This window comes from Rothia nasimurium (assembly GCF_035916755.1).
Classification (GTDB): domain Bacteria; phylum Actinomycetota; class Actinomycetes; order Actinomycetales; family Micrococcaceae; genus Rothia.
The window spans coordinates 222,207-239,616 of sequence record NZ_JAYWIX010000002.1 but is presented as its reverse complement, the minus strand read 5'-3'; the positions used below and the strand labels follow the sequence as shown (position 1 = coordinate 239,616).

Below are 17,410 nucleotides of genomic sequence, written 5' to 3'. Positions count from 1 at the left end.
CGTGCACCACACCAGCTGGCACCAGGCCAGGCAGCTCCTGCACCAGGCAGGGGCAGCCCTGCCCCTCCCCGAAGAAGAGGTGTCCCTGGCACAGGCTATCGGTAGGACCCTGGGCAAGGACGCCCGCGCCCTGCTACCCGTTCCCCACTACGACTCCTCAGCTATGGACGGCTATGCCACCGCCGGTGCCCCGCCCTGGCAGGTACTGACCCACCCGCCAGCTGCCGACGGCGAGAACGTCCACCGCAAAACCCTCCCCCTCGCCCCCGGCCAGGCCACCCCCATTCTGACCGGCGGGCTCATACCTGCGGGCACCGAGGCCGTCATCCGTCAAGAACATGCCCTTCTCGACGGCAGCGCCCTCATGCCCGATCCCCGTATTTTTGACCGGGGATACCCGGTGGCAGGTGCCGATATACGACGCTCTGGGGAAGAACTGGCTGCCGGTAGCCGCGTACTCCCCGCAGGAACGCCCATTACCGCCCGGCACCTCGGTGCCCTCGCCACCCTCGGTCTCGACATCCTGTCCGTAACCGCCCGCCCCACCGTAGCTATCGCCTACACCGGCAACGAAATTATTACCGCGGGTCTCCCCGGCCCCGGCCAGGTGCGCGATGCATATTCCCTGGCCTTCCCCCGCATCATCGAAGATCTCGGGGCGGCAGTCACCAGCACCTGCCGACTACCCGATAGCAAAGCCAAGCTCACCGACTGGCTCACCGCAACCCGCGCCAACATGCTCCTGATTACCGGTGGCTCCTCAACCTCCACCGCTGACTGGGTACGCAGTGCCCTAGCCGACCTCCAGGCCAGCTACCTCTTCGAATCCGTCGCCATCCGCCCCGGCCACCCGGCCCTAGCCGCCTACCTACCGGCCCGCATCAACCCGGCCGCGCCGCTCGTCCTGGGCCTGCCCGGCAACCCCCTGGCGGCCTACACCGCCCTCTACTCCTACCTACTCCCCTGGCTCACAGGCATCACCGGCGAGCCCCTCACCGAACTACCCACCGGCCTCCTGACCCACCCGGTACCCGGCTACCGCAAAGAAGACCTAAGACTCATCCCCGCACGCCTTACCCCCACAGCCGAGGGAAAATCGCTGACCCCCCTGCCCAAGACCCAGTCCCACATGCTCACGTCCTTCGCCACCGCAGACGCCCTCGCGCTCGTTCAGCCTCAGGGAGCAGGCAAAGGGCAGACCCTAAAGTATCTACCCCTCCCCAGCTAACGCCCCCTCCCGCCTGCCTACACCACCAGTACCACAACCCACAAACCGCTCCGTCACACAGCTCAAAAGTTCATCATGCCTGTTAGACAAGACCTATAATTGAGAGCAATCTGAGCCCTCCTCAACAGACCGGAGCCCCGCGTGCCCAAACCAAAACTCGGCGATGTTGCTGCGCTCGCAGGCGTCTCCCCCACCACCGTCTCCCGTGTGCTCAACAACCGGGGTTACCTCTCCGAAGCCACCCGCGTCAAAGTCTTCGACGCCATGCAACAGCTCGGCTACCGGCCCAACGCCATCGCCCGCTCCCTTCAGGGGCAAAAAAGCCAACTTATCGGCCTGGTCTTCCCCTCGGTTGCCAACCCCTTCTACGGGGAGATGGCCTACCGCATCGAATCCCACCTGGCCGACATCGGCTACAAGACCATTCTCTGCAACAGCAACGACCACCCCGAATCAGAGCAGCGCTACCTCGATATGCTCATAGCCAACCAGGTCGATGGCGTCATCACCGGCGCCCACTCCCAGGTCGTCGCTAACTTTCCCCACCTAGGGGCTCCCCTGATTACCATCGACCGGCAGCACACCGGCCGCGGCCCCAACATCAGTTGCGATAACTTCGACGGAGCTTACCGGGCCACCCGCCTGCTCCTGGACGGCGGGGCCAGCAATATCCTGCACATCACCTCAACCATCTCCCCCGATAACGCCCGCCAGCGCGGCTACCAGCTCGCTGTCACCGAGGCAGGTTATGCCCCCCACATTTTCGAACTGGGCTTCACCACCCCACAGGCCACCAAACGCGAGCGCATCATCACTTACCTCACCGAGCACCCGCAGGTTGATGCGGTTTTTGCCTCCAACGACGTGTACGCAGCCATGGTGCTGGGCTACGCCCGGACGACCGGGCGGCAGGTACCTGAGGACCTACAAGTCATCGGCTTTGACGGCACCGAAACCAGTCGGGCCCTTTTGCCTGAACTCACCACCGTGGTACAGCCCATCGACGCGATGGCCCAGCGGGCTATCGCCCAGCTCATGCACGCCATGAACGGGGAAGAAAAAGAGCTCACCGGAAGCGATGTGCTCCCGGTAAGCCTTCATGAGGGGTCAAGCACCCGTTCCCTAGGTTGGGAAACCCAAGAATCTCCCGTCCCTGCATCAAGCCTGATGTAGGGACACCTGAGTCACCGGAGCCGGGTGCAGCATGCCCAGGGCGGGCTTGCCGCCCTTAAAGCGGAAAAGCTCAACAAACCCGTGACGGGCATAGAGGGAGGCTGACCGGTAGGTAGAGGCCTCCAGGTAGGCGGGTACCTCCCCCAGGCGCCCGCGGCGGTAATCCAGCAGGTGGGAGCCAATACCGTGGCCGCGGGCTTCCTCGTGCACACCGATGGTGTAGAGGTACCAGTGGTCGAATTTGGGGCGGGCTGCCAGCAGGCGCAGCTCGGTGACGGTGGCACGGGCCAGCCTCTTCCCCAGCACCCGGTAATAATCGGGCAGGGCCTTAATATCGGCCAGCAGATTACCTTTCTGGGCCTCCGGCGAGAGCCACAGAGCAGCGCCTAGCACCTTGCCGTCTTCCGTGACGGCAATGTCGATTGTGCCCTTGGGGGCGTAGGTGGTGCGCAGCTGGAACTCAAAAAGCCCGCGGACGGTCTCGGTGCGGCCGTCCCCGCCCATGGCCTTATTCATGACCGGGTCGTGCTCAAAGGCGTTGGTCAGCGCCTCAATTACGCCGGGATAGTCAGCTTCGGTCGCTTCACGCACGGTAAAGTCGTAGGTTTGCTCGGGCATGGAATCCTCCTGGGTACGGTGTTACCTTTCAAGATTACTCTGTAGCTGAGGTGAGCGGAGGAATCTGCGTCTTGGCTCGTGCCCTTCTTGCTCCTCGCACAAAGCAACCCGCCCCGCGCGCGTCCTTACTATCAGGACGGGCACGGGGCGGGTTTTCTTCCCTGGGAAGGTTTTAGACGGTTGCGGTCTTAGCGGCTACGCTGACCAGCTCGTCGCGGCCTGCAGCCACGGTTGAGCCTGCAGCAACGGCAAGAGCGGTTGAGTCAACGGTCTTCTTGGCGTTGGTGATGACCAGCGGGGTGGTCAGCGGGTAGCCCGCGGCTTTGATGGCGGCCATGTCGAATTCGACGAGCACGTCGCCGCGCTTGACGTCCTGGCCCTTTTCGACCTTGGGGGTGAAGTGCTTGCCGTCCAGCTCAACGGTGTCGAAGCCGATGTGCATGAGGACTTCTACGCCCTTGTCGGTACGCATGCCGACGGCGTGGCCGGTGGGGAAGGCTACGGTGACCTTGCCGTCGGCGGGTGCGTAGAGCTTACCTTCGGTGGGTTCTACGGCTGCACCGGGGCCCAGGGCGCCGGAGGCGAAGGTGGGGTCTGATACCGCTGAGAGTTCGACGGCGGTGCCGTTGAGGTGGGCGGTCAGTTCGTAGCCTTCGGTGGCGGTTGCAGCGGACGCGGCGGGGGTAGCTACAGACGCAGCGGTAGCGGCTTCAACTTCTTCTTCGGCAACCTGACCGGCAAAGGCCTTCTTACCGTAGATGAAGGAGGCTACGGTTGAGAGAACTGCTGAGGTAATGATGGCGATGGCGAAGCCAGCCCAACCGCTACCTGCTTCGGTGCTGATAGAGGGGAAGCCCAGGAAGCCAGCTGCACCGGGGACCTTAGCCTTAACACCGAAAAGGGCAATCAGAGCTGATGCGATAGCTGAGGCGCCCATGGCAATGTAGAAGGGCCAGCGCAGGCGCAGGTTCACACCGAAGATGGCGGGTTCGGTAATACCCAGGAAGGCCGAGGGAGCGGTGGCACCGGCCAGGCCCTTCATCTTCTTGTCCTTGGTGGTCAGGTAGACGCCAAGAGCAGCGCCACCCTGAGCCACGTTTGCCATAGAGGCGATAGCAAAGATAAAGGAGCCGCCCTGGGTGAAGAGCTGCAGTTCGATGGGCGGGAAGGACTGGTGCAGGCCGGTAATGACGATCGGTGAGTAGACCAGACCGAAGAGGAAACCACCCACAGGGCCAGCTGTGGTATAGAGCCAGTTGATACCGTCACCAAACATGGTGCCGAGCTTGAACATGGGCGGGCCAACCAGCATGAAGGTGGCAAAACCGGTAATCAACAGGGTCAGGGTGGGGGTGAACATAAAGTCGATCACGCCCTTGAGAATCTTGTGGAAGAACTTCTCAATGTTAGCCAGCACAAAGGCGACCAGGATGATAGGTAGCACGGTGCCCTGGTAGCCAGCCTGCTGTACCTGAATACCGAAGACATCCCAGTAGGTCATGGTGCCATCTTGCAGGGCGGCAGCTACGTTGTAGCCGTTGACCAGGGAGGGGAAGACCATGGCGGCACCCATGGTCAGACCCAGGTAGGGATTACCACCAAAAACCTTAGTGGCGGTGAAGCCGACCAGTACGGGCAGGAAGGCGAAGGCCGCTGCTGAGAGCAGGTTGACGATTTCAGCGAAGCCGGTCCAGGCGGGGTAAAGCTCAATCAGTGACTTTTCGGGGTCGAAGATACCGGTTGCGGTCAGCACGTTGTTGAGCGCCATGAGCAGACCGGATCCGACCAGCACGGGGATGATCGGCAGGAAGATCTCTGAGACGACCTTGATGAAGCGGGTGAAGAGGTTGCCCTGGCTCGCTGCGACGTTCTTGAGCTCGTCCTTTGAGACCTGCTTCATGCCTGCTGCGGCCATGTGCTTGTAAACCTCGTCAACATCGCCGGGGCCCACGATAATCTGGAACTGGCCGGAGTTGTTGAAGGTACCCTTGAGGTCTTCGTCGTTATCCAGGGCGTCCTGGTTGATGACGTTCATGTCTTTGAGCACCAGTCGCAGACGGGTGGCGCAGTGGGCGCCTGCTGCGATGTTGTCCGTGCCGCCAACGGCGGTGAGGACTCGCTCAGCCACGGATTTATGATCCATGTCTTCTCCTTGGTGTATGGGCCTGGCTCCCCTATGTGCTTGGTTCAGCCTCGGCGCGAGTGTGTATGTTTGCCCGAAAACAAACATGCCAATCGTTTGACATACTAACACCAAAATTAGCCCCCGCAACAGCGATTCACCGCAGTCTGGCAAACTTGCCAGAAGCCAACATATAAGCGGGTTTCCGGGCCATATTTTCCCACCCAAACGCACGCAAAGTAGGCACAAAACCAAGGTTGCTGGGAAGCGTCCCCATCTGGCTTCTCCGCGGACAAAAATAGACAGGCACCTACTCCCGCCCTGGGAGTAGGTGCCTGTCATTTAAGCTAAAGTTTCTTAGCCCTTGCGGGAAGCGGTAATGAAGTCAGCACCGGCTGCTACGTCACTACCCGCGTTAGCGACCGTCAGATCAGCAACGGAGCTCTTGGCGTTGGTGATAACCAGCGGGGTAGTCACAGGGTAGCCTGCTGCCTTGACCTGCTCCAGGTCGAACTCCACCAGTACCTGGCCGCGGGTGACGGTATCACCCTTCTTGACCTTGGGTTCGAAGAACTTGCCGTCCAGCTCCACGGTATCGAAGCCCACGTGAATCAGGATTTCCAGACCGTCTGCGGTACGAATACCGAAGGCGTGGCCGGTGGGGAAGGCGACGGTTACTTCGCCGTCTGCGGGAGCTACAACCACGCCTGCGGTCGGCTCAATGGCGGCACCGGGGCCCAGGGCGCCGGAGGCGAACATCTGGTCGCTCACGTCGGCAAGCTCAACAACGGTACCGTTCATGTGGGCGGTCAGAGCGGACGCACCAGCGGCGGACGGTGCTGCAGCAGGGGTAGCTGCGGGAGCGAGGGTCTGCGCTGCGGTGTCGTCGCTACCGCCGAAGAGCTTTTTGAAGAAGCCTGCCATGGTTGTCACCTCATAGTGGTTGGGAGTGGTGGGGCCGCTGTGTGCGGCGTCTCCACCAGCCTACCACCGCCGGTAACCTGTGAGACAGGTCTTGCTGAGCCCGGCCGGTGCCAGGTCACGGAAAATTTTTCGCCCCCCTGCACTAAGGCACCGGCTCCTCTCCCCTAGTCTTCTACAAGCCGGGCAGCTTCAAGGCTCAGCACGGCCGCCTCGTCTGCTACCAGGCGGACGGTGCGCTCGGTGCCGGTGAAGTAGGTTCGGGATGAAAAGACGGCAGCTCCCCCGTCGAGGAAGAGTTCGGTTCCGGAGGCATCGACCAGTAGGTCGAAGGTGCGGGTAGCGCGCGGCTCTAGGGTGCGGTGGCGTTCTGCCCCGCCCACGGTGTAGCGGCTACCGGTACGGTCCAGGTGGGCACCGTCCTCGCTCAGGGTCAGCGCCAGGGCCTGCCCCGCGGCGTCCTCCACAATAATCTGCACGGGACTGCCTACCGCTACCTCACCGCGCAGGCGCCAGACACGGGCGTCCGCCAGTTCCGCAATCTCGCCGTGCACCGCGGGCACAACAGGGGCGGGCGCCAGGGCGCTATCAAGCTGTTCTACGGGGTTCTGGTAGATGCGACCCGCACGCAGGGTCAGGCGGCGGGGGTAGGTCTGCATGTGAACCCAGTGGTTCTCCCAGGAGGGGTGGTCATCCTGGTCGGCATTGCCGAACCAGCCCTGGAGCACAGCGTGGGAGCCGTCCTGCCCCACTCCGTGGAAGCACTGGGGGGCGTAGAACTCGGTGCCAGCATCCAGCTCGGTGAAGGGGGTAGTCACCTCAAACTGGGTGCCGGTGAGGGTGCCGACCACGTAGCCGGTCTGGAAGATGTTGTTGTACTTCTCCCCGTCGGCCTCCATGCCCTGGGGGCTGAAAATCAGCACGTCCCTAAGCTCGCCGGTTTCTTCGTCGCGCAGCTGAATCAGGCCGGGGCACTCGTACATGTAGCCCAGGTTGGTCAGGGAGGGGTCTGAGAAGGTGAGCTCCCCATCGAAGGTCCAGGTGCGGCGGTCAGGTGAGGAGTAGAGCACCACAGCCCCGGTTTCGTCCTCGCGCTGGGCGCCGATGACGGCGTAGAAGGTGCCCCCGCGTTCAATCACGTGGGGGTCACGATAGTGGGCGGTGTAGCCCTCTTCAGGGCCGTTGATCAAGACCTCTTGCTTGGTGAAGGTCTTGCCCTGGTCGGGTGAGGTAAAGAGTACCTGGTAGGTTTCCCTATTGCCGTCGGCGTCCTTGACGTTGCCGGTGTAGAAGAACTCAAAGGTGCCGTCCTCGCCCACGAAGCCCGAGCCCGAGTAGCAGCCGTTCTTATCGAACCAGTCGGTGGGGGCGATGGCGGTACCGCGGTCCTGCCAGTGGGTGAGGTCGTCGCTGGTTGCGTAGCGCCAGAAGACGGCGCGGGTGGGGTGCACCGGAGAATACTGGTAGAAGGCGTGGTAGGTGCCCTCATGGTAGATCAGCCCGTTGGGGTCGTTGAGACGGCCCACCGGCGGTGCCAGGTGCAGGGCCGGGTAGTCGGGGTCGGTGCGCACCTGCTCGTGGTAGGTGGCATAGGCTTGCTCGGCAGCGGCGAGTAGTTCGGCGGCGTCCGGACGTCCGGGCTTAGTCACGCGGGGCTCCTTGGGTAGGTGCGATGGAGGGGTCTGTCAATCGTTTGTCATATCCAGCTTACCCCCTGCCCTCTCCCCAGGTTTGAGGTCAGCGGGTTGCGGGGCAGACCGGCAAATCTTCCAGATTATGATATGAGCTAGCCCACGCCTCTACCTACAGAGATCCACGAGGGCGCTCACTGCCAGATGGTCAGATTCACCCACCTGCTGGTAGGTCACTTCTTCACCACCAGCAGGTGGGCCCTGCATCACCACAATGTGGTCAATGGGGGCTCTCATTCCTAGTACTCCGCCTACTGGCCAGGTGCCCTCGATTCGGTGGGTGGCCAAGGCGGCATCCGCACCCAGGTGTGAGCCTGCCCCCGCGTAGCTGGCCAGGCCGCCGTGGAGCAGGGTTGCGTTGAAGTCGCCGGCAATCAGGTCGGGGCGGTTCTCGTCGCGAGCCAACCGGTTAATCGTAGCGAGGTCGTCGCGCCACTGTTGCATGTAGGTGGGAACGGGCGGGGCCGTGTGCACCGCCAGCAGCGAGGGGTGGCCGGTATCGTCATTTTCAGGAGCCAGAATGAGGGCGCCGAAGGTCATGGGCACTTCCTGCGCCGTGTAGGTGCCCAGCCGGTCGCTGACCAGGGTCAGGGTCGGAGCGATATGGGCCTTGCCGCTGGTTGAGGCGAACACCTGGTAGCCCGAAACGCCGCCAGCAAGAGCCGGTGTATCGGGTGAGACTTCAGGGAGCACCAGGAAATCCGGCTCATCGGCCAGCAGCCGAGCCAGAGACTGGTCGGTCAGGGTATCCAGGGCGTTGTAGGTAGTAACCCGGTAGGTCTGCATATCAACGCACCCGATGGCGGGTACCCCACTTGCTCGATATCGCACAGATCCATAGGGGTCGGCGACAGCCAGCAGACTAGAAGCGGCGCAGGCTACCGCAGTTAGCCCGGCAAGGATGCGGGTAGCTCCGCTGGTTGCGCGGCGTAGCGTCACCAGCAGGGCCACAATAAGGACGCCCACCCCGGCTACCGCAAGCAGGGCGGGGAAGGCAACGGCCTGGGCTATGACCAAGCGCGTGGTCAGCCAGGCGGTAACTGGGCGCCCCGGCCACATCAGGATAGCCAGCCAGGTCAGGGCCCCGGCCAGCAAAAGGCACCAGAAAGCACGAATCAGAGTCTTACCCATGGCCCCAGCCTAACTAAAACCAGCAAGCAGGGGAAGAGGTGGGGCGGCGTCCGTCCTTAAACAAAAAGCCGCAGGGGCGGCAACCCGTAACGGGTGCCGCCCCTGCGCCAAAGATAAGAAAAGTAAGAAACTTACTTGAGGGTGACGGTTGCGCCAGCGCCTTCGAGAGCTTCCTTAGCCTTCTCTGCGTCTTCCTTGGAAACGCCTTCGAGAACGGGCTTGGGAGCGCCGTCAACGAGGTCCTTAGCTTCCTTCAGACCCAGTGAGGTGAGGGCGCGAACTTCCTTAATGACGCCGATCTTCTTGTCGCCAGCTGATTCGAGGATAACGTCGAATTCTGACTGCTCTTCAGCAGCACCAGCGTCGCCACCGGCAGCACCAGCAACAGCAACGGGAGCAGCTGCGGTTACGTCGAATTCTTCTTCGAATGCCTTAACGAATTCGGAAACCTCAACGAGTGACAGTTCCTTGAATGCTTCAATGAGTTCTTCGATTGAAAGCTTAGCCATGAGATTGGCTCCTTCTTTGATTCAGTTGCAAGCCTCAGTATTTCAGCCTGCGAGCTTGAAAATTGTGGGGTGGCCCGGGTAAGTGGGCCGAAGTCTGTGCGGTGGGCAGCGACGGGGCGATTACTCGGCCTCGGATGCTGCGCCTTCCTGCTCTTCGAGCTTGATACGCAGAGCGTCAACGGTGCGAGCAACCTTTGCGATTGCGCCCTTTGCGCCGCCTGCGACCTTTGCAAGAAGTACCTCGCGTGATTCGAGGCTTGCAAACTTGTTGATGCCAGCTTCGTCGAGAGCTTCGCCCTCGAAGTAACCGCTCTTAACGATCAGCTGGGGGTTAGCCTTGGCAAAGTCACGCAGACCCTTCGCAGCATCAATGAAGTCGCCCTTGATGAATGCGATTGCGCTGGGGCCGTGGAGCTGACCATCGAATGCGTCGATGCCAACTTCCTTAGCCGCGATAGCGGTCAGAGTGTTCTTTACCACGGCGTACTCGGTCTCAGCACCCAGTGCACGACGAAGTTCCTTCATCTGTGCAACGGTGAGACCACGGTACTCGGTGAGAATTACGCCGTTTGAGGATTCAAGGAGTTCCTTGATCTCAGCGACGGCAGCAATCTTATCCTGTGTTGCCATGGTTTTCCTTCCAGTTCTTATCCCGCCAGGCCAACAAAAAATGCCCCGACGCGCAGGCATCGAGGCATAATACAAGCCCAGCTAAAACTGGTTTGTATTCTGTTATCGGCACCTACGCAGGTGGGCTGGTTAGCCCTTATCGTACCTGTAAAAGGCACAGACCGGCGGTCTTTGGTTACTTCATCTAACCACTGTTTGCAGGGCCCTGGCAAGTTAAAACCGGGTTTAAGGGTGCTTAATCACTTAAACCCCCGCTTCTATCCACCTTTGTACCGTATGCGGACCAGATGAGGCAGGTTTTTTGGTCAGCACATGGTACAAACTAGCTCTGCCCTGAGAAACAGTGCAAAGCACCTTCGCGAAGAGCCAGGAATAATCTCTGCCCTTCATCATGGGAAACTGCTGGCAGCACAGCGGTGAGCAGGCTACCGACGGGCAAGGTCACGGCACCGTCCGGGTGCGGCACCTCTACCGCCTGGGTGGTTTCAAGGCTATAGCGATTGCCAGCGGTGTGGGCGAGCACCCCCAGCACCCGCACCGGCAGAACCCCCGGGCTAGCGGCGTCCGCCCTCTCAAAACCGTGGGCGGAGATACCAGCCGGCACTGCTTGCCCACCCCGTTCCACCTCTAGCTCGTTGTAGAGCGGGTGCAGCAGGCGGGCAACCTGCGCGGACGCCGGGGCGGCCAGCACCTGCCCCGGAGCGGCGACCTGGGCCAGGCGTCCACCAGCTAGCACCGCGAGCTGCTGGCCCATCGCGAGGGCTTCGTCGGGGGTGTGGGTCACGTAGATGCCCGTGAACTCCAGCTGGCGGTGCAGGGTCAGCAGGTCAGCACGGATAGCTTCGCTCAGGTGCTCATCGACGCTGGAGAGCGGCTCGTCGAAGAGAGCCAGCGTGGGTTTACGCACCAGGGCCCGGGCGATACCGGCCCGCTGGGCCTGGCCACCCGATAGTTGCGCCGGCCTCTTGCGCAGGTGCTCCCCCAGGCCCAGGGTGTCGACGAGGGAAAGATAGTGGTCGCGGTCCAACTGCTCCTGGGCGCGCAGGCGCTGGGCGAAGAGGATGTTCTCTTCCAGGCTCAGGTGGGGGTAGAGCACGGGCTTTTGAAAGACGAACCCCACCGGCACGGCCCCTGCCTGCCGGGCTTTGGTCGAGCCCTTGATGCGGGAGCCTCCCCCAACGCCCACCGGCCGGTGGCCGAAAAGCACACAACCGGCGTCCGCCTGTTCCAGCCCGGCAATAATGCGCAGCAGGGTGGACTTGCCCGACCCCGACTCCCCCACCAGGGAGAGCAGGCTGCCGCCGGGCACAGTCAGGTCAATTCCGCTAAGCACGGCGGACGCACCAAACCGCTTGGTCAGGCCGGTGATGGTAAGGGCGGGGCTGGTCATGACCTCTATTATGCCCGACGGTTGCGCGGCAAGCCCTAGTAGCCTTCCCACCACAGCACAACCCTGATTCGACCGAGCGTGCGTCTTATCGCTGAGCGTGCATCTATCTGCGGCACGCTCGACGATAAGGCGCACGCTCGTTAGGGCAGGTCAATCAATTCGGGAGTCGGGGTAGCGCAATTGGCCTGCCTCTATGAGAACACGGCAGGAGGCCGGGAGTGTTGTGCCAGTGAGTCCCGGTGCTAAACCTACTTCATCTGACCGGGGCCACAGAGTTGGCTCAAGGTTCTTTCCCCATTTCAGGACGCCGTGTACCCCACCCTCAACGTGGGCGACGTAGCCGAGTATGTGGGGCGTACCGTCTTCCTCATAGCGGTCAACAACCTGGCGAGGCCGCATGATATGCACCAGTGAGTAGGGAGGTTTTTCAGGCGGATACGTCTCGCCTGTAGCGGGGGCGTAGGCAAACCAACCGTATTCGTTAGTGTCTTGGAGCGTAAACCAGTGGGGCAGGTGGCGCTCAAAGTTATGTTCGTTGATGGTCAGCTCCTCGCTCAGAAGCTGTGGAAGATCCCAGGTAATAACCTGCCCTTCTTCGATGGTCTCAGGGGCTTTGGCCGGGGCCTGCGCCAGGTACTTAATCAGGGTTTTCACATGCGGGTGTAGCCAGTGGCCGGGGTCTTGTTCGTCCCAGCGGATTTCTCCGGTGCGGGTCAGAAGCCCCTGCGAAATGAGTTTGCCAGCGCGGTCTTCGAAGCGGGAGTGCGCTTCAAACCGATACATGGGTTCGCCGTCGCCGCGTTCGTCTGCAGAGTACAGGGCGAATACATTGATGCGCATTTCGCTCTCGAAGGGGCCACCGGCGTAGTTGTAGATGGTGTAGTCGGTGGGGAAGTCCCCCTCGCACTGGTTTTCTAGGCGGTAGAGAAAGACGGTTTGGCTCACCGGTTCTTGCAGGGCCAGCAGGCCGGGGTAGAGCGACTTTTGGTCGCGGTAGGCGGGCAGGTCGGACGGACGCGGGTAAGGGAAGTAGGCAACGCGGTACACGAGAGTTGGGCCTCCAGACATCATTGAAAGGGGTGTGCTCTTGACCATAAGAATAGCTGGCTGTGCCGGCGAAAGCTAGACCCGGGCGTCCGCGCCCCGCCTCCCCAACGCAACAAAAAAGGCAGGCTCCCCGCACCTATGCGCGGGGAGCCTGCCTTAAATAACCGTGAGGGTCTAAGAAACTTAGGCTACGGTTGAGGGGTCAACGGGGACGCCGGGGCCGAAGGTGGTGGCGATGGTTGCCTTTGAGATGTAGCGGCCCTTAGCTGATGAGGGCTTGAGGCGGTTAACCTCTTCGAGAGCTGCTTCGAAGTTCTCGGTCAGCTGCTCAGCGGTGAAGGAAGCCTTACCGATGATGAAGTGCAGGTTTGAGTTGCGGTCAACGCGGAAGTCGATCTTACCGCCCTTGATGTCTGCAACTGCCTTAGCAACGTCCATGGTGACGGTGCCGGTCTTGGGGTTGGGCATGAGGTTACGGGGACCCAGAACCTTACCCAGACGGCCAACCTTGCCCATCATGTCGGGGGTTGCAACCGCTGCGTCGAAGTCGGTCCAGCCGCCAGCGATCTTTGCGATCAGGTCGTCTGAGCCAACGAAGTCAGCGCCAGCTGCTTCTGCTGCTTCAGCCTTTTCACCGGCTGCGATAACTACAACGCGGGCGGTCTTACCGGTGCCGTGGGGCAGGTTGACGGTACCGCGTACCATCTGGTCTGCCTTACGGGGGTCAACGCCGAGTCGCAGTGCGACCTCAACGGTTGAGTTGGGCTTGTCTGCCGCGATGTCCTTTGCTACTGCAATAGCCTCGGCGGGTGCGTAGAGCTTGTCCGCTTCAATCTTGGCTACAGCTGCCTGGTACGCCTTGCTGCGCTTTGCCATCTGCTTTTCTCCTTTGCAGGTGTGGTCTTTGGTGAGCCGCGCTCGGCTCTGCCACATGCCTCCCGGGTGGGAGACTCTAACAATTGTCTTTGGGTGAGGCGCGAACCTCGGTTCCCCGCGGTGGGCGGGGTGGAAGGGTTTTAGCCTTCGACGGTGATGCCCATGGAGCGGGCGGTACCGGCGATGATCTTCGCTGCGGCGTCGATGTCGTTAGCGTTCAGGTCTTCCATCTTGGTCTGGGCGATTTCCTTGACCTGATCCATGGTCAGTGAGCCGACCTTCTGGGTGTGGGGAACGCCGGAGCCCTTAGCAACGCCAGCTGCCTTCTTGATGAGCTGTGCTGCGGGAGGGGTCTTGGTGATGAAGGTGAAGGAGCGGTCCTCGTAGACGGTGATTTCTACGGGGATAATGTTGCCGCGCTGGGATTCGGTGGCTGCGTTGTAAGCCTTGCAGAATTCCATGATGTTGACGCCGTGTGCACCGAGTGCGGGGCCAACGGGGGGCGCGGGGTTAGCGGCGCCTGCCTGGATCTGCAGCTTGATGAGGCCTGCGACCTTCTTCTTGGGAGCCATTTGTGTTTGGTCCTTTTCTTAGCTGGTGGACCGGCGCACAGGAGTATGCACCGGGCGGTGGTGCGGCCATGGCGGCGGCGGCACCCTGTAGGGGCACACCGGCGTGGGTGCGCACATACAGTTTTCTATTTTAGTACGGTCTGGGCTTTAAAGCTATTGCGGGGCGGACGCCTGCCCCTGGGTGCTTGCTCACAGGTTGGCGGGCACGGGGTTGGGTCACGTTCACGCGCGTCCTCGCACTAGACCCTCGTGAGCAAACACCCCCTAGACCCCGCATTTATTCTGATTTACCCGCAACTAGTTGCGGGTAAATCAGAATAAATGCGGAAAACTCTAGTAGCCCTCCCCACTGTTGAACAAAACAAAAGGGCCGCCCCACATCAAGCGGGGCGGCCCTCGACCAGGCACGCTGGTTTTACATCTTGGTGACCTGTGAGAAGTTCAGGGTCACGGGGGTCTCGCGTTCGAAGACGGAAATCAGCACAACCATGGATGAGGCTGCGGCGTTGATCTCTGAGATGGTTGCGGGCATGCCCTCGAAGGGGCCTTCCTTAACGGTGACAGCTTCGCCGATTTCAAAGCCGGTTTCAACAGCGGGGGCAGCCTTGGGGGCGGCGCCTGCTTCTGCCTGCTCGGCTTCAAAGACGGGAGCCAGCATGTCGACAACCTCATCGAGGCGCAGAGGAACCGGGTTGTAGGCGTCCTGCCCAACGAAGCCGGTCACGCCGGGGGTGTGGCGCACAACGCCCCAGCTCTCATCGGTCAGGTTCATACGCACCAGAGCGTAGCCGGGTACGCGCACGCGGCGAACCAGCTTCTTGGTGGTGTTCTTGACTTCCATGACCTCTTCCATGGGGACCTGAACCTCGAAGATGTCATCTTCGGCGTTCATGGTCTGGGCACGGGATTCGAGGTTGGCCTTAACCTTGTTCTCGTAGCCGGCATAGGTGTGAATGACGAACCATTCACCTTCCTGGCGGCGCAGCTTAGCCTTGAACTCTTCGAGCGGGTCAACGGCGGGCTCGCCAGCTTCTTCAGCTTCGGTGACTTCTTCGACGACCTCAGCGGCTGCTACTTCAACAGCCTCGTGGCCCTCGTCGGTTGCCTGCTCTGCAGGTCCTACGACCTCTTCGGTTTCAGGTGCAACTTCCTGCTCGGACACGCTTTCCTGCTTTCGTCATTGGGGTTTACTTGAGGGCACACGCGCCCTTACATTCACAAAAGATTCTACGGGTTAGGCCGCCGTCGGCCTAGCTTCATGCTTCTAGTTGATACCGTTGCCAAAAATCCAGAAGGCTCCCTGACCGAAAACGTAATCTAGGCCCGAGATTAAGAGCATCATAAAAGCAACGAAGAAAAGAACAATAATCACGTACTGCACCAGCTCTTTACCGGTGGGGGTGGTGACTTTCTTGAGTTCTGCGATGACTTCGCGCAGGAACTGGAAAATACGGCCGAAGAAGCCCAGCTTCTTCTCTGCGCCTGGTTCTTCAGAATCGGCGGTCCTGGCGGCGATTGATTTAGCCATGGTAGGCCCGCCCCTTTCTAGACTCATCATGAACATGAACTGTTCGATTGACAAATAAACCTGTGAGGCTTGAAGCAGGGCGGACAGGACTCGAACCTGCAACCTGCGGTTTTGGAGACCGCTGCTCTACCAATTGAGCCACCGCCCTTTGAAGGTTACCCCTTCAAGGAGGTTCAAAACCCTTACGGGCACAAACCTAAAGCTGTTCGGTTGCGAACAACGTTATCTACTGTAGAACATATTTTTTGCTTTGGCAATTTGGTGCGTGCCAGCCCCTCTTCAGGCTCCCGCCCACCCTATGATTTAAGGGGTGGGTGCCAGCTGCCGCGCTGGCGTCCGCACCCCTTTTGCCATAACCCAACGGTCCTGCCCGCAGGACGGAAGCGAGAACCTCCCCATGACTGCCCGCGTATCACGCCGCATTGGCGCTATCGCCCCCTCGGCCACCCTCGTCGTTGACGCTAAAGCTAAGGCCCTCAAGGCGCAAGGACGCCCGGTGATCGGCTTTGGTGCGGGCGAGCCCGACTTCCCCACCCCCGACTACATTGTGGACGCCGCTCGTAAGGCTCTTGAGGACCCCGCCAACTTCCGCTACACCCAGGCCGCAGGCCTGCCCGCCCTCAAGCAGGCAATCGTTGAGAAGACCAAGCGTGACTCCGGCATCGATATTGATGCCTCCCAGGTTATCGTGACCAACGGCGGCAAGCAGGCTGTCTACCAGGCCTTTGCCACCGTTATTGACGAGGGCGACGACGTGCTGCTGCCCGCTCCCTACTGGACCACCTACCCCGAGGCCATCCGCCTGGCTGGTGGCAACCCCATCGAGGTCTTCGCGGGAGCCGACAAGGAATACAAGGTCACCCCCGACATGCTGGAGGCAGCCTACACCCCCGCCACCAAGGCCCTGATCTTCGTATCCCCCTCTAACCCCACCGGTGCGGTCTACACCCCCGAAGAGACCAAGGCTATTGGCGAGTGGGCATTGGAGAAGGGCATCATCGTGCTCACCGATGAAATCTACGAGCACCTCACCTACGATGGTGTGCCCTTCACCTCCATCGTCAAGGCCGTGCCCGCCCTGACTGAGAACACCGTCATTCTCAACGGTGTTGCCAAGACCTACGCTATGACCGGCTGGCGCGTGGGCTGGATGATTGCCCCCGCCGACATCACCAAGGCGGCAACCAACCTGCAGTCGCACATGACTTCTAACGTCAACAACATCGCCCAGCTGGCAGCACTTGAAGCTGTCTCGGGCTCCCTCGACGCCGTCAACGAGATGCATAAGGCCTTCGACCGCCGCCGCAAGACCATCGTTGAGGGGCTGAACGCGATCGAGGGCGTCCACTGCCCCACCCCCAAGGGCGCCTTCTACGCCTACGCCGACGTCACCGGCCTGCTGGGCAAGACCATCGCGGGTAAGACCCCGCAGACCTCCGCTGAGCTTGCCGAGATCATCCTGGAAGAGGCTGAAGTAGCGGTTGTTCCCGGTGAGGCTTTTGGCCCCTCCGGCTACCTGCGCCTGTCTTACGCTCTGGGCGATGAAGACCTCGCCGAAGGCCTGGCCCGCATGCAGAAGCTGCTGGTAACCGCGCAGTAATTTACCTGATTCAGGTACGTAGGACGCCCCTTTGCCGACTAACCTTCTTGCTGGTTCGCTGGCGCTCACAAGCAATTCATGCCAGCCCCAGCCAGTCGGCGCCAGGGGCGTCCTACGCACCCCATGGAGGCACCAAGTAAGCGCGGCATATGAACCGCAAGCAAGCTGGCTCGGCGGCTGGCGTGAATCGCATCTGAGCGAAGCGAAGCTGCGAGAGGGTCGCTTGCGAAGGTTCATATTCCGCGCTATCTGTACTACTCTGAGCGCCCGAACCTACTACCTCACCCGACATAAAGTCATCACTGACTCTAATAGCGAGGTTGAAAACATACAGCGCAACCTACCCCACAGCTACCCAAGGCAACCCCTCTTTA

General features: G+C 61.1%; 16 protein-coding genes and 1 tRNA gene. 3 read left to right on the top strand and 14 right to left on the bottom strand.

The window, feature by feature from the left end; translation table 11 throughout:
• The first annotated feature begins 1 nt into the window (after position 1).
• The gene (locus tag VSX42_RS02900) at positions 2 to 1,228 is read left to right on the top strand and encodes a molybdopterin molybdotransferase MoeA (RefSeq protein ID WP_326502880.1); all 1,227 of its coding nucleotides are present in this window, start codon (positions 2 to 4) and stop codon (positions 1,226 to 1,228) included.
• Between the two features lie 141 nt (positions 1,229 to 1,369).
• On the top strand, positions 1,370 to 2,401 hold the full coding sequence (locus VSX42_RS02895; RefSeq protein WP_326502879.1) for a LacI family DNA-binding transcriptional regulator: 1,032 nt from the start codon (positions 1,370 to 1,372) through the stop codon (positions 2,399 to 2,401).
• On the opposite strand, the gene VSX42_RS02890 is transcribed toward VSX42_RS02895, so the two are convergent.
• The 14 genes from VSX42_RS02890 to VSX42_RS02825 form a co-directional block, all read right to left on the bottom strand.
• On the bottom strand, positions 2,387 to 3,019 hold the full coding sequence (locus VSX42_RS02890) for a GNAT family N-acetyltransferase (RefSeq protein WP_326502878.1): 633 nt from the start codon (positions 3,017 to 3,019) through the stop codon (positions 2,387 to 2,389). The genes VSX42_RS02895 and VSX42_RS02890 overlap by 15 nt on opposite strands.
• Before the next feature lie 172 nt (positions 3,020 to 3,191).
• Positions 3,192 to 5,162 carry a sucrose-specific PTS transporter subunit IIBC gene (locus tag VSX42_RS02885; protein ID WP_326502877.1) on the bottom strand — a complete coding sequence of 657 codons (1,971 nt, stop codon included), beginning with the start codon at positions 5,160 to 5,162 and terminating at the stop codon, positions 3,192 to 3,194.
• 336 nt (positions 5,163 to 5,498) lie between these two features.
• Positions 5,499 to 6,065 (bottom strand): PTS glucose transporter subunit IIA, encoded by a 567-nt coding sequence (locus VSX42_RS02880; RefSeq protein ID WP_326502876.1) that lies wholly within the window; start codon positions 6,063 to 6,065, stop codon positions 5,499 to 5,501.
• A 164-nt stretch (positions 6,066 to 6,229) separates the two neighbouring features.
• Positions 6,230 to 7,711, bottom strand: a complete 1,482-nt coding sequence (locus tag VSX42_RS02875) for a sucrose-6-phosphate hydrolase (RefSeq protein ID WP_326502875.1) — start codon at positions 7,709 to 7,711, stop codon at positions 6,230 to 6,232.
• Positions 7,712 to 7,861: 150 nt separating this feature from the next.
• Positions 7,862 to 8,884, bottom strand: coding sequence for an endonuclease/exonuclease/phosphatase family protein (locus VSX42_RS02870; protein WP_326502874.1), 1,023 nt, complete (start codon positions 8,882 to 8,884; stop codon positions 7,862 to 7,864).
• 131 nt (positions 8,885 to 9,015) lie between these two features.
• The gene (gene rplL, locus VSX42_RS02865; RefSeq protein ID WP_185174250.1) at positions 9,016 to 9,393 is read right to left on the bottom strand and encodes a 50S ribosomal protein L7/L12; all 378 of its coding nucleotides are present in this window, start codon (positions 9,391 to 9,393) and stop codon (positions 9,016 to 9,018) included.
• A gap of 120 nt (positions 9,394 to 9,513) precedes the next feature.
• A complete protein-coding gene (gene rplJ, locus VSX42_RS02860; protein ID WP_326502873.1) occupies positions 9,514 to 10,023 on the bottom strand; it encodes a 50S ribosomal protein L10 in 510 nt (169 codons plus the stop codon).
• Between the two features lie 322 nt (positions 10,024 to 10,345).
• A complete protein-coding gene (locus tag VSX42_RS02855; protein WP_326502872.1) occupies positions 10,346 to 11,413 on the bottom strand; it encodes an ABC transporter ATP-binding protein in 1,068 nt (355 codons plus the stop codon).
• Positions 11,414 to 11,563: 150 nt separating this feature from the next.
• A complete protein-coding gene (locus tag VSX42_RS02850; RefSeq protein ID WP_326502871.1) occupies positions 11,564 to 12,460 on the bottom strand; it encodes a hypothetical protein in 897 nt (298 codons plus the stop codon).
• 183 nt (positions 12,461 to 12,643) lie between these two features.
• Positions 12,644 to 13,336 (bottom strand): 50S ribosomal protein L1, encoded by a 693-nt coding sequence (rplA, locus tag VSX42_RS02845; RefSeq protein WP_237206183.1) that lies wholly within the window; start codon positions 13,334 to 13,336, stop codon positions 12,644 to 12,646.
• A 140-nt stretch (positions 13,337 to 13,476) separates the two neighbouring features.
• On the bottom strand, positions 13,477 to 13,908 hold the full coding sequence (gene rplK, locus VSX42_RS02840) for a 50S ribosomal protein L11 (protein ID WP_283490448.1): 432 nt from the start codon (positions 13,906 to 13,908) through the stop codon (positions 13,477 to 13,479).
• 415 nt (positions 13,909 to 14,323) lie between these two features.
• Positions 14,324 to 15,070, bottom strand: a complete 747-nt coding sequence (nusG, locus tag VSX42_RS02835; RefSeq protein WP_326502870.1) for a transcription termination/antitermination protein NusG — start codon at positions 15,068 to 15,070, stop codon at positions 14,324 to 14,326.
• A 102-nt stretch (positions 15,071 to 15,172) separates the two neighbouring features.
• The gene (gene secE / locus VSX42_RS02830; RefSeq protein ID WP_237184879.1) at positions 15,173 to 15,436 is read right to left on the bottom strand and encodes a preprotein translocase subunit SecE; all 264 of its coding nucleotides are present in this window, start codon (positions 15,434 to 15,436) and stop codon (positions 15,173 to 15,175) included.
• A gap of 75 nt (positions 15,437 to 15,511) precedes the next feature.
• Positions 15,512 to 15,584, bottom strand: a tRNA-Trp gene (locus VSX42_RS02825).
• A 249-nt stretch (positions 15,585 to 15,833) separates the two neighbouring features.
• Here VSX42_RS02825 and VSX42_RS02820 point away from each other — a divergent pair.
• Positions 15,834 to 17,036 (top strand): pyridoxal phosphate-dependent aminotransferase, encoded by a 1,203-nt coding sequence (locus tag VSX42_RS02820; RefSeq protein ID WP_326502869.1) that lies wholly within the window; start codon positions 15,834 to 15,836, stop codon positions 17,034 to 17,036.
• Positions 17,037 to 17,410: the final 374 nt, after the last annotated feature.

What these genes read in the sequence shown, in the direction of transcription:
- VSX42_RS02890 (WP_326502878.1), bottom strand. Translation starts at nt 3,019, where the DNA reads ATGCCCGAGCAAACCTACGACTTTACCGTGCGTGAAGCGACCGAAGCT.
- VSX42_RS02885 (WP_326502877.1), bottom strand. Translation starts at nt 5,162, where the DNA reads ATGGATCATAAATCCGTGGCTGAGCGAGTCCTCACCGCCGTTGGCGGC.
- VSX42_RS02880 (WP_326502876.1), bottom strand. Translation starts at nt 6,065, where the DNA reads ATGGCAGGCTTCTTCAAAAAGCTCTTCGGCGGTAGCGACGACACCGCA.
- VSX42_RS02870 (WP_326502874.1), bottom strand. Translation starts at nt 8,884, where the DNA reads ATGGGTAAGACTCTGATTCGTGCTTTCTGGTGCCTTTTGCTGGCCGGG.
- rplL (WP_185174250.1), bottom strand. Translation starts at nt 9,393, where the DNA reads ATGGCTAAGCTTTCAATCGAAGAACTCATTGAAGCATTCAAGGAACTG.
- rplJ (WP_326502873.1), bottom strand. Translation starts at nt 10,023, where the DNA reads ATGGCAACACAGGATAAGATTGCTGCCGTCGCTGAGATCAAGGAACTC.
- VSX42_RS02855 (WP_326502872.1), bottom strand. Translation starts at nt 11,413, where the DNA reads ATGACCAGCCCCGCCCTTACCATCACCGGCCTGACCAAGCGGTTTGGT.
- rplA (WP_237206183.1), bottom strand. Translation starts at nt 13,336, where the DNA reads ATGGCAAAGCGCAGCAAGGCGTACCAGGCAGCTGTAGCCAAGATTGAA.
- rplK (WP_283490448.1), bottom strand. Translation starts at nt 13,908, where the DNA reads ATGGCTCCCAAGAAGAAGGTCGCAGGCCTCATCAAGCTGCAGATCCAG.
- secE (WP_237184879.1), bottom strand. Translation starts at nt 15,436, where the DNA reads ATGGCTAAATCAATCGCCGCCAGGACCGCCGATTCTGAAGAACCAGGC.
- VSX42_RS02820 (WP_326502869.1), top strand. Translation starts at nt 15,834, where the DNA reads ATGACTGCCCGCGTATCACGCCGCATTGGCGCTATCGCCCCCTCGGCC.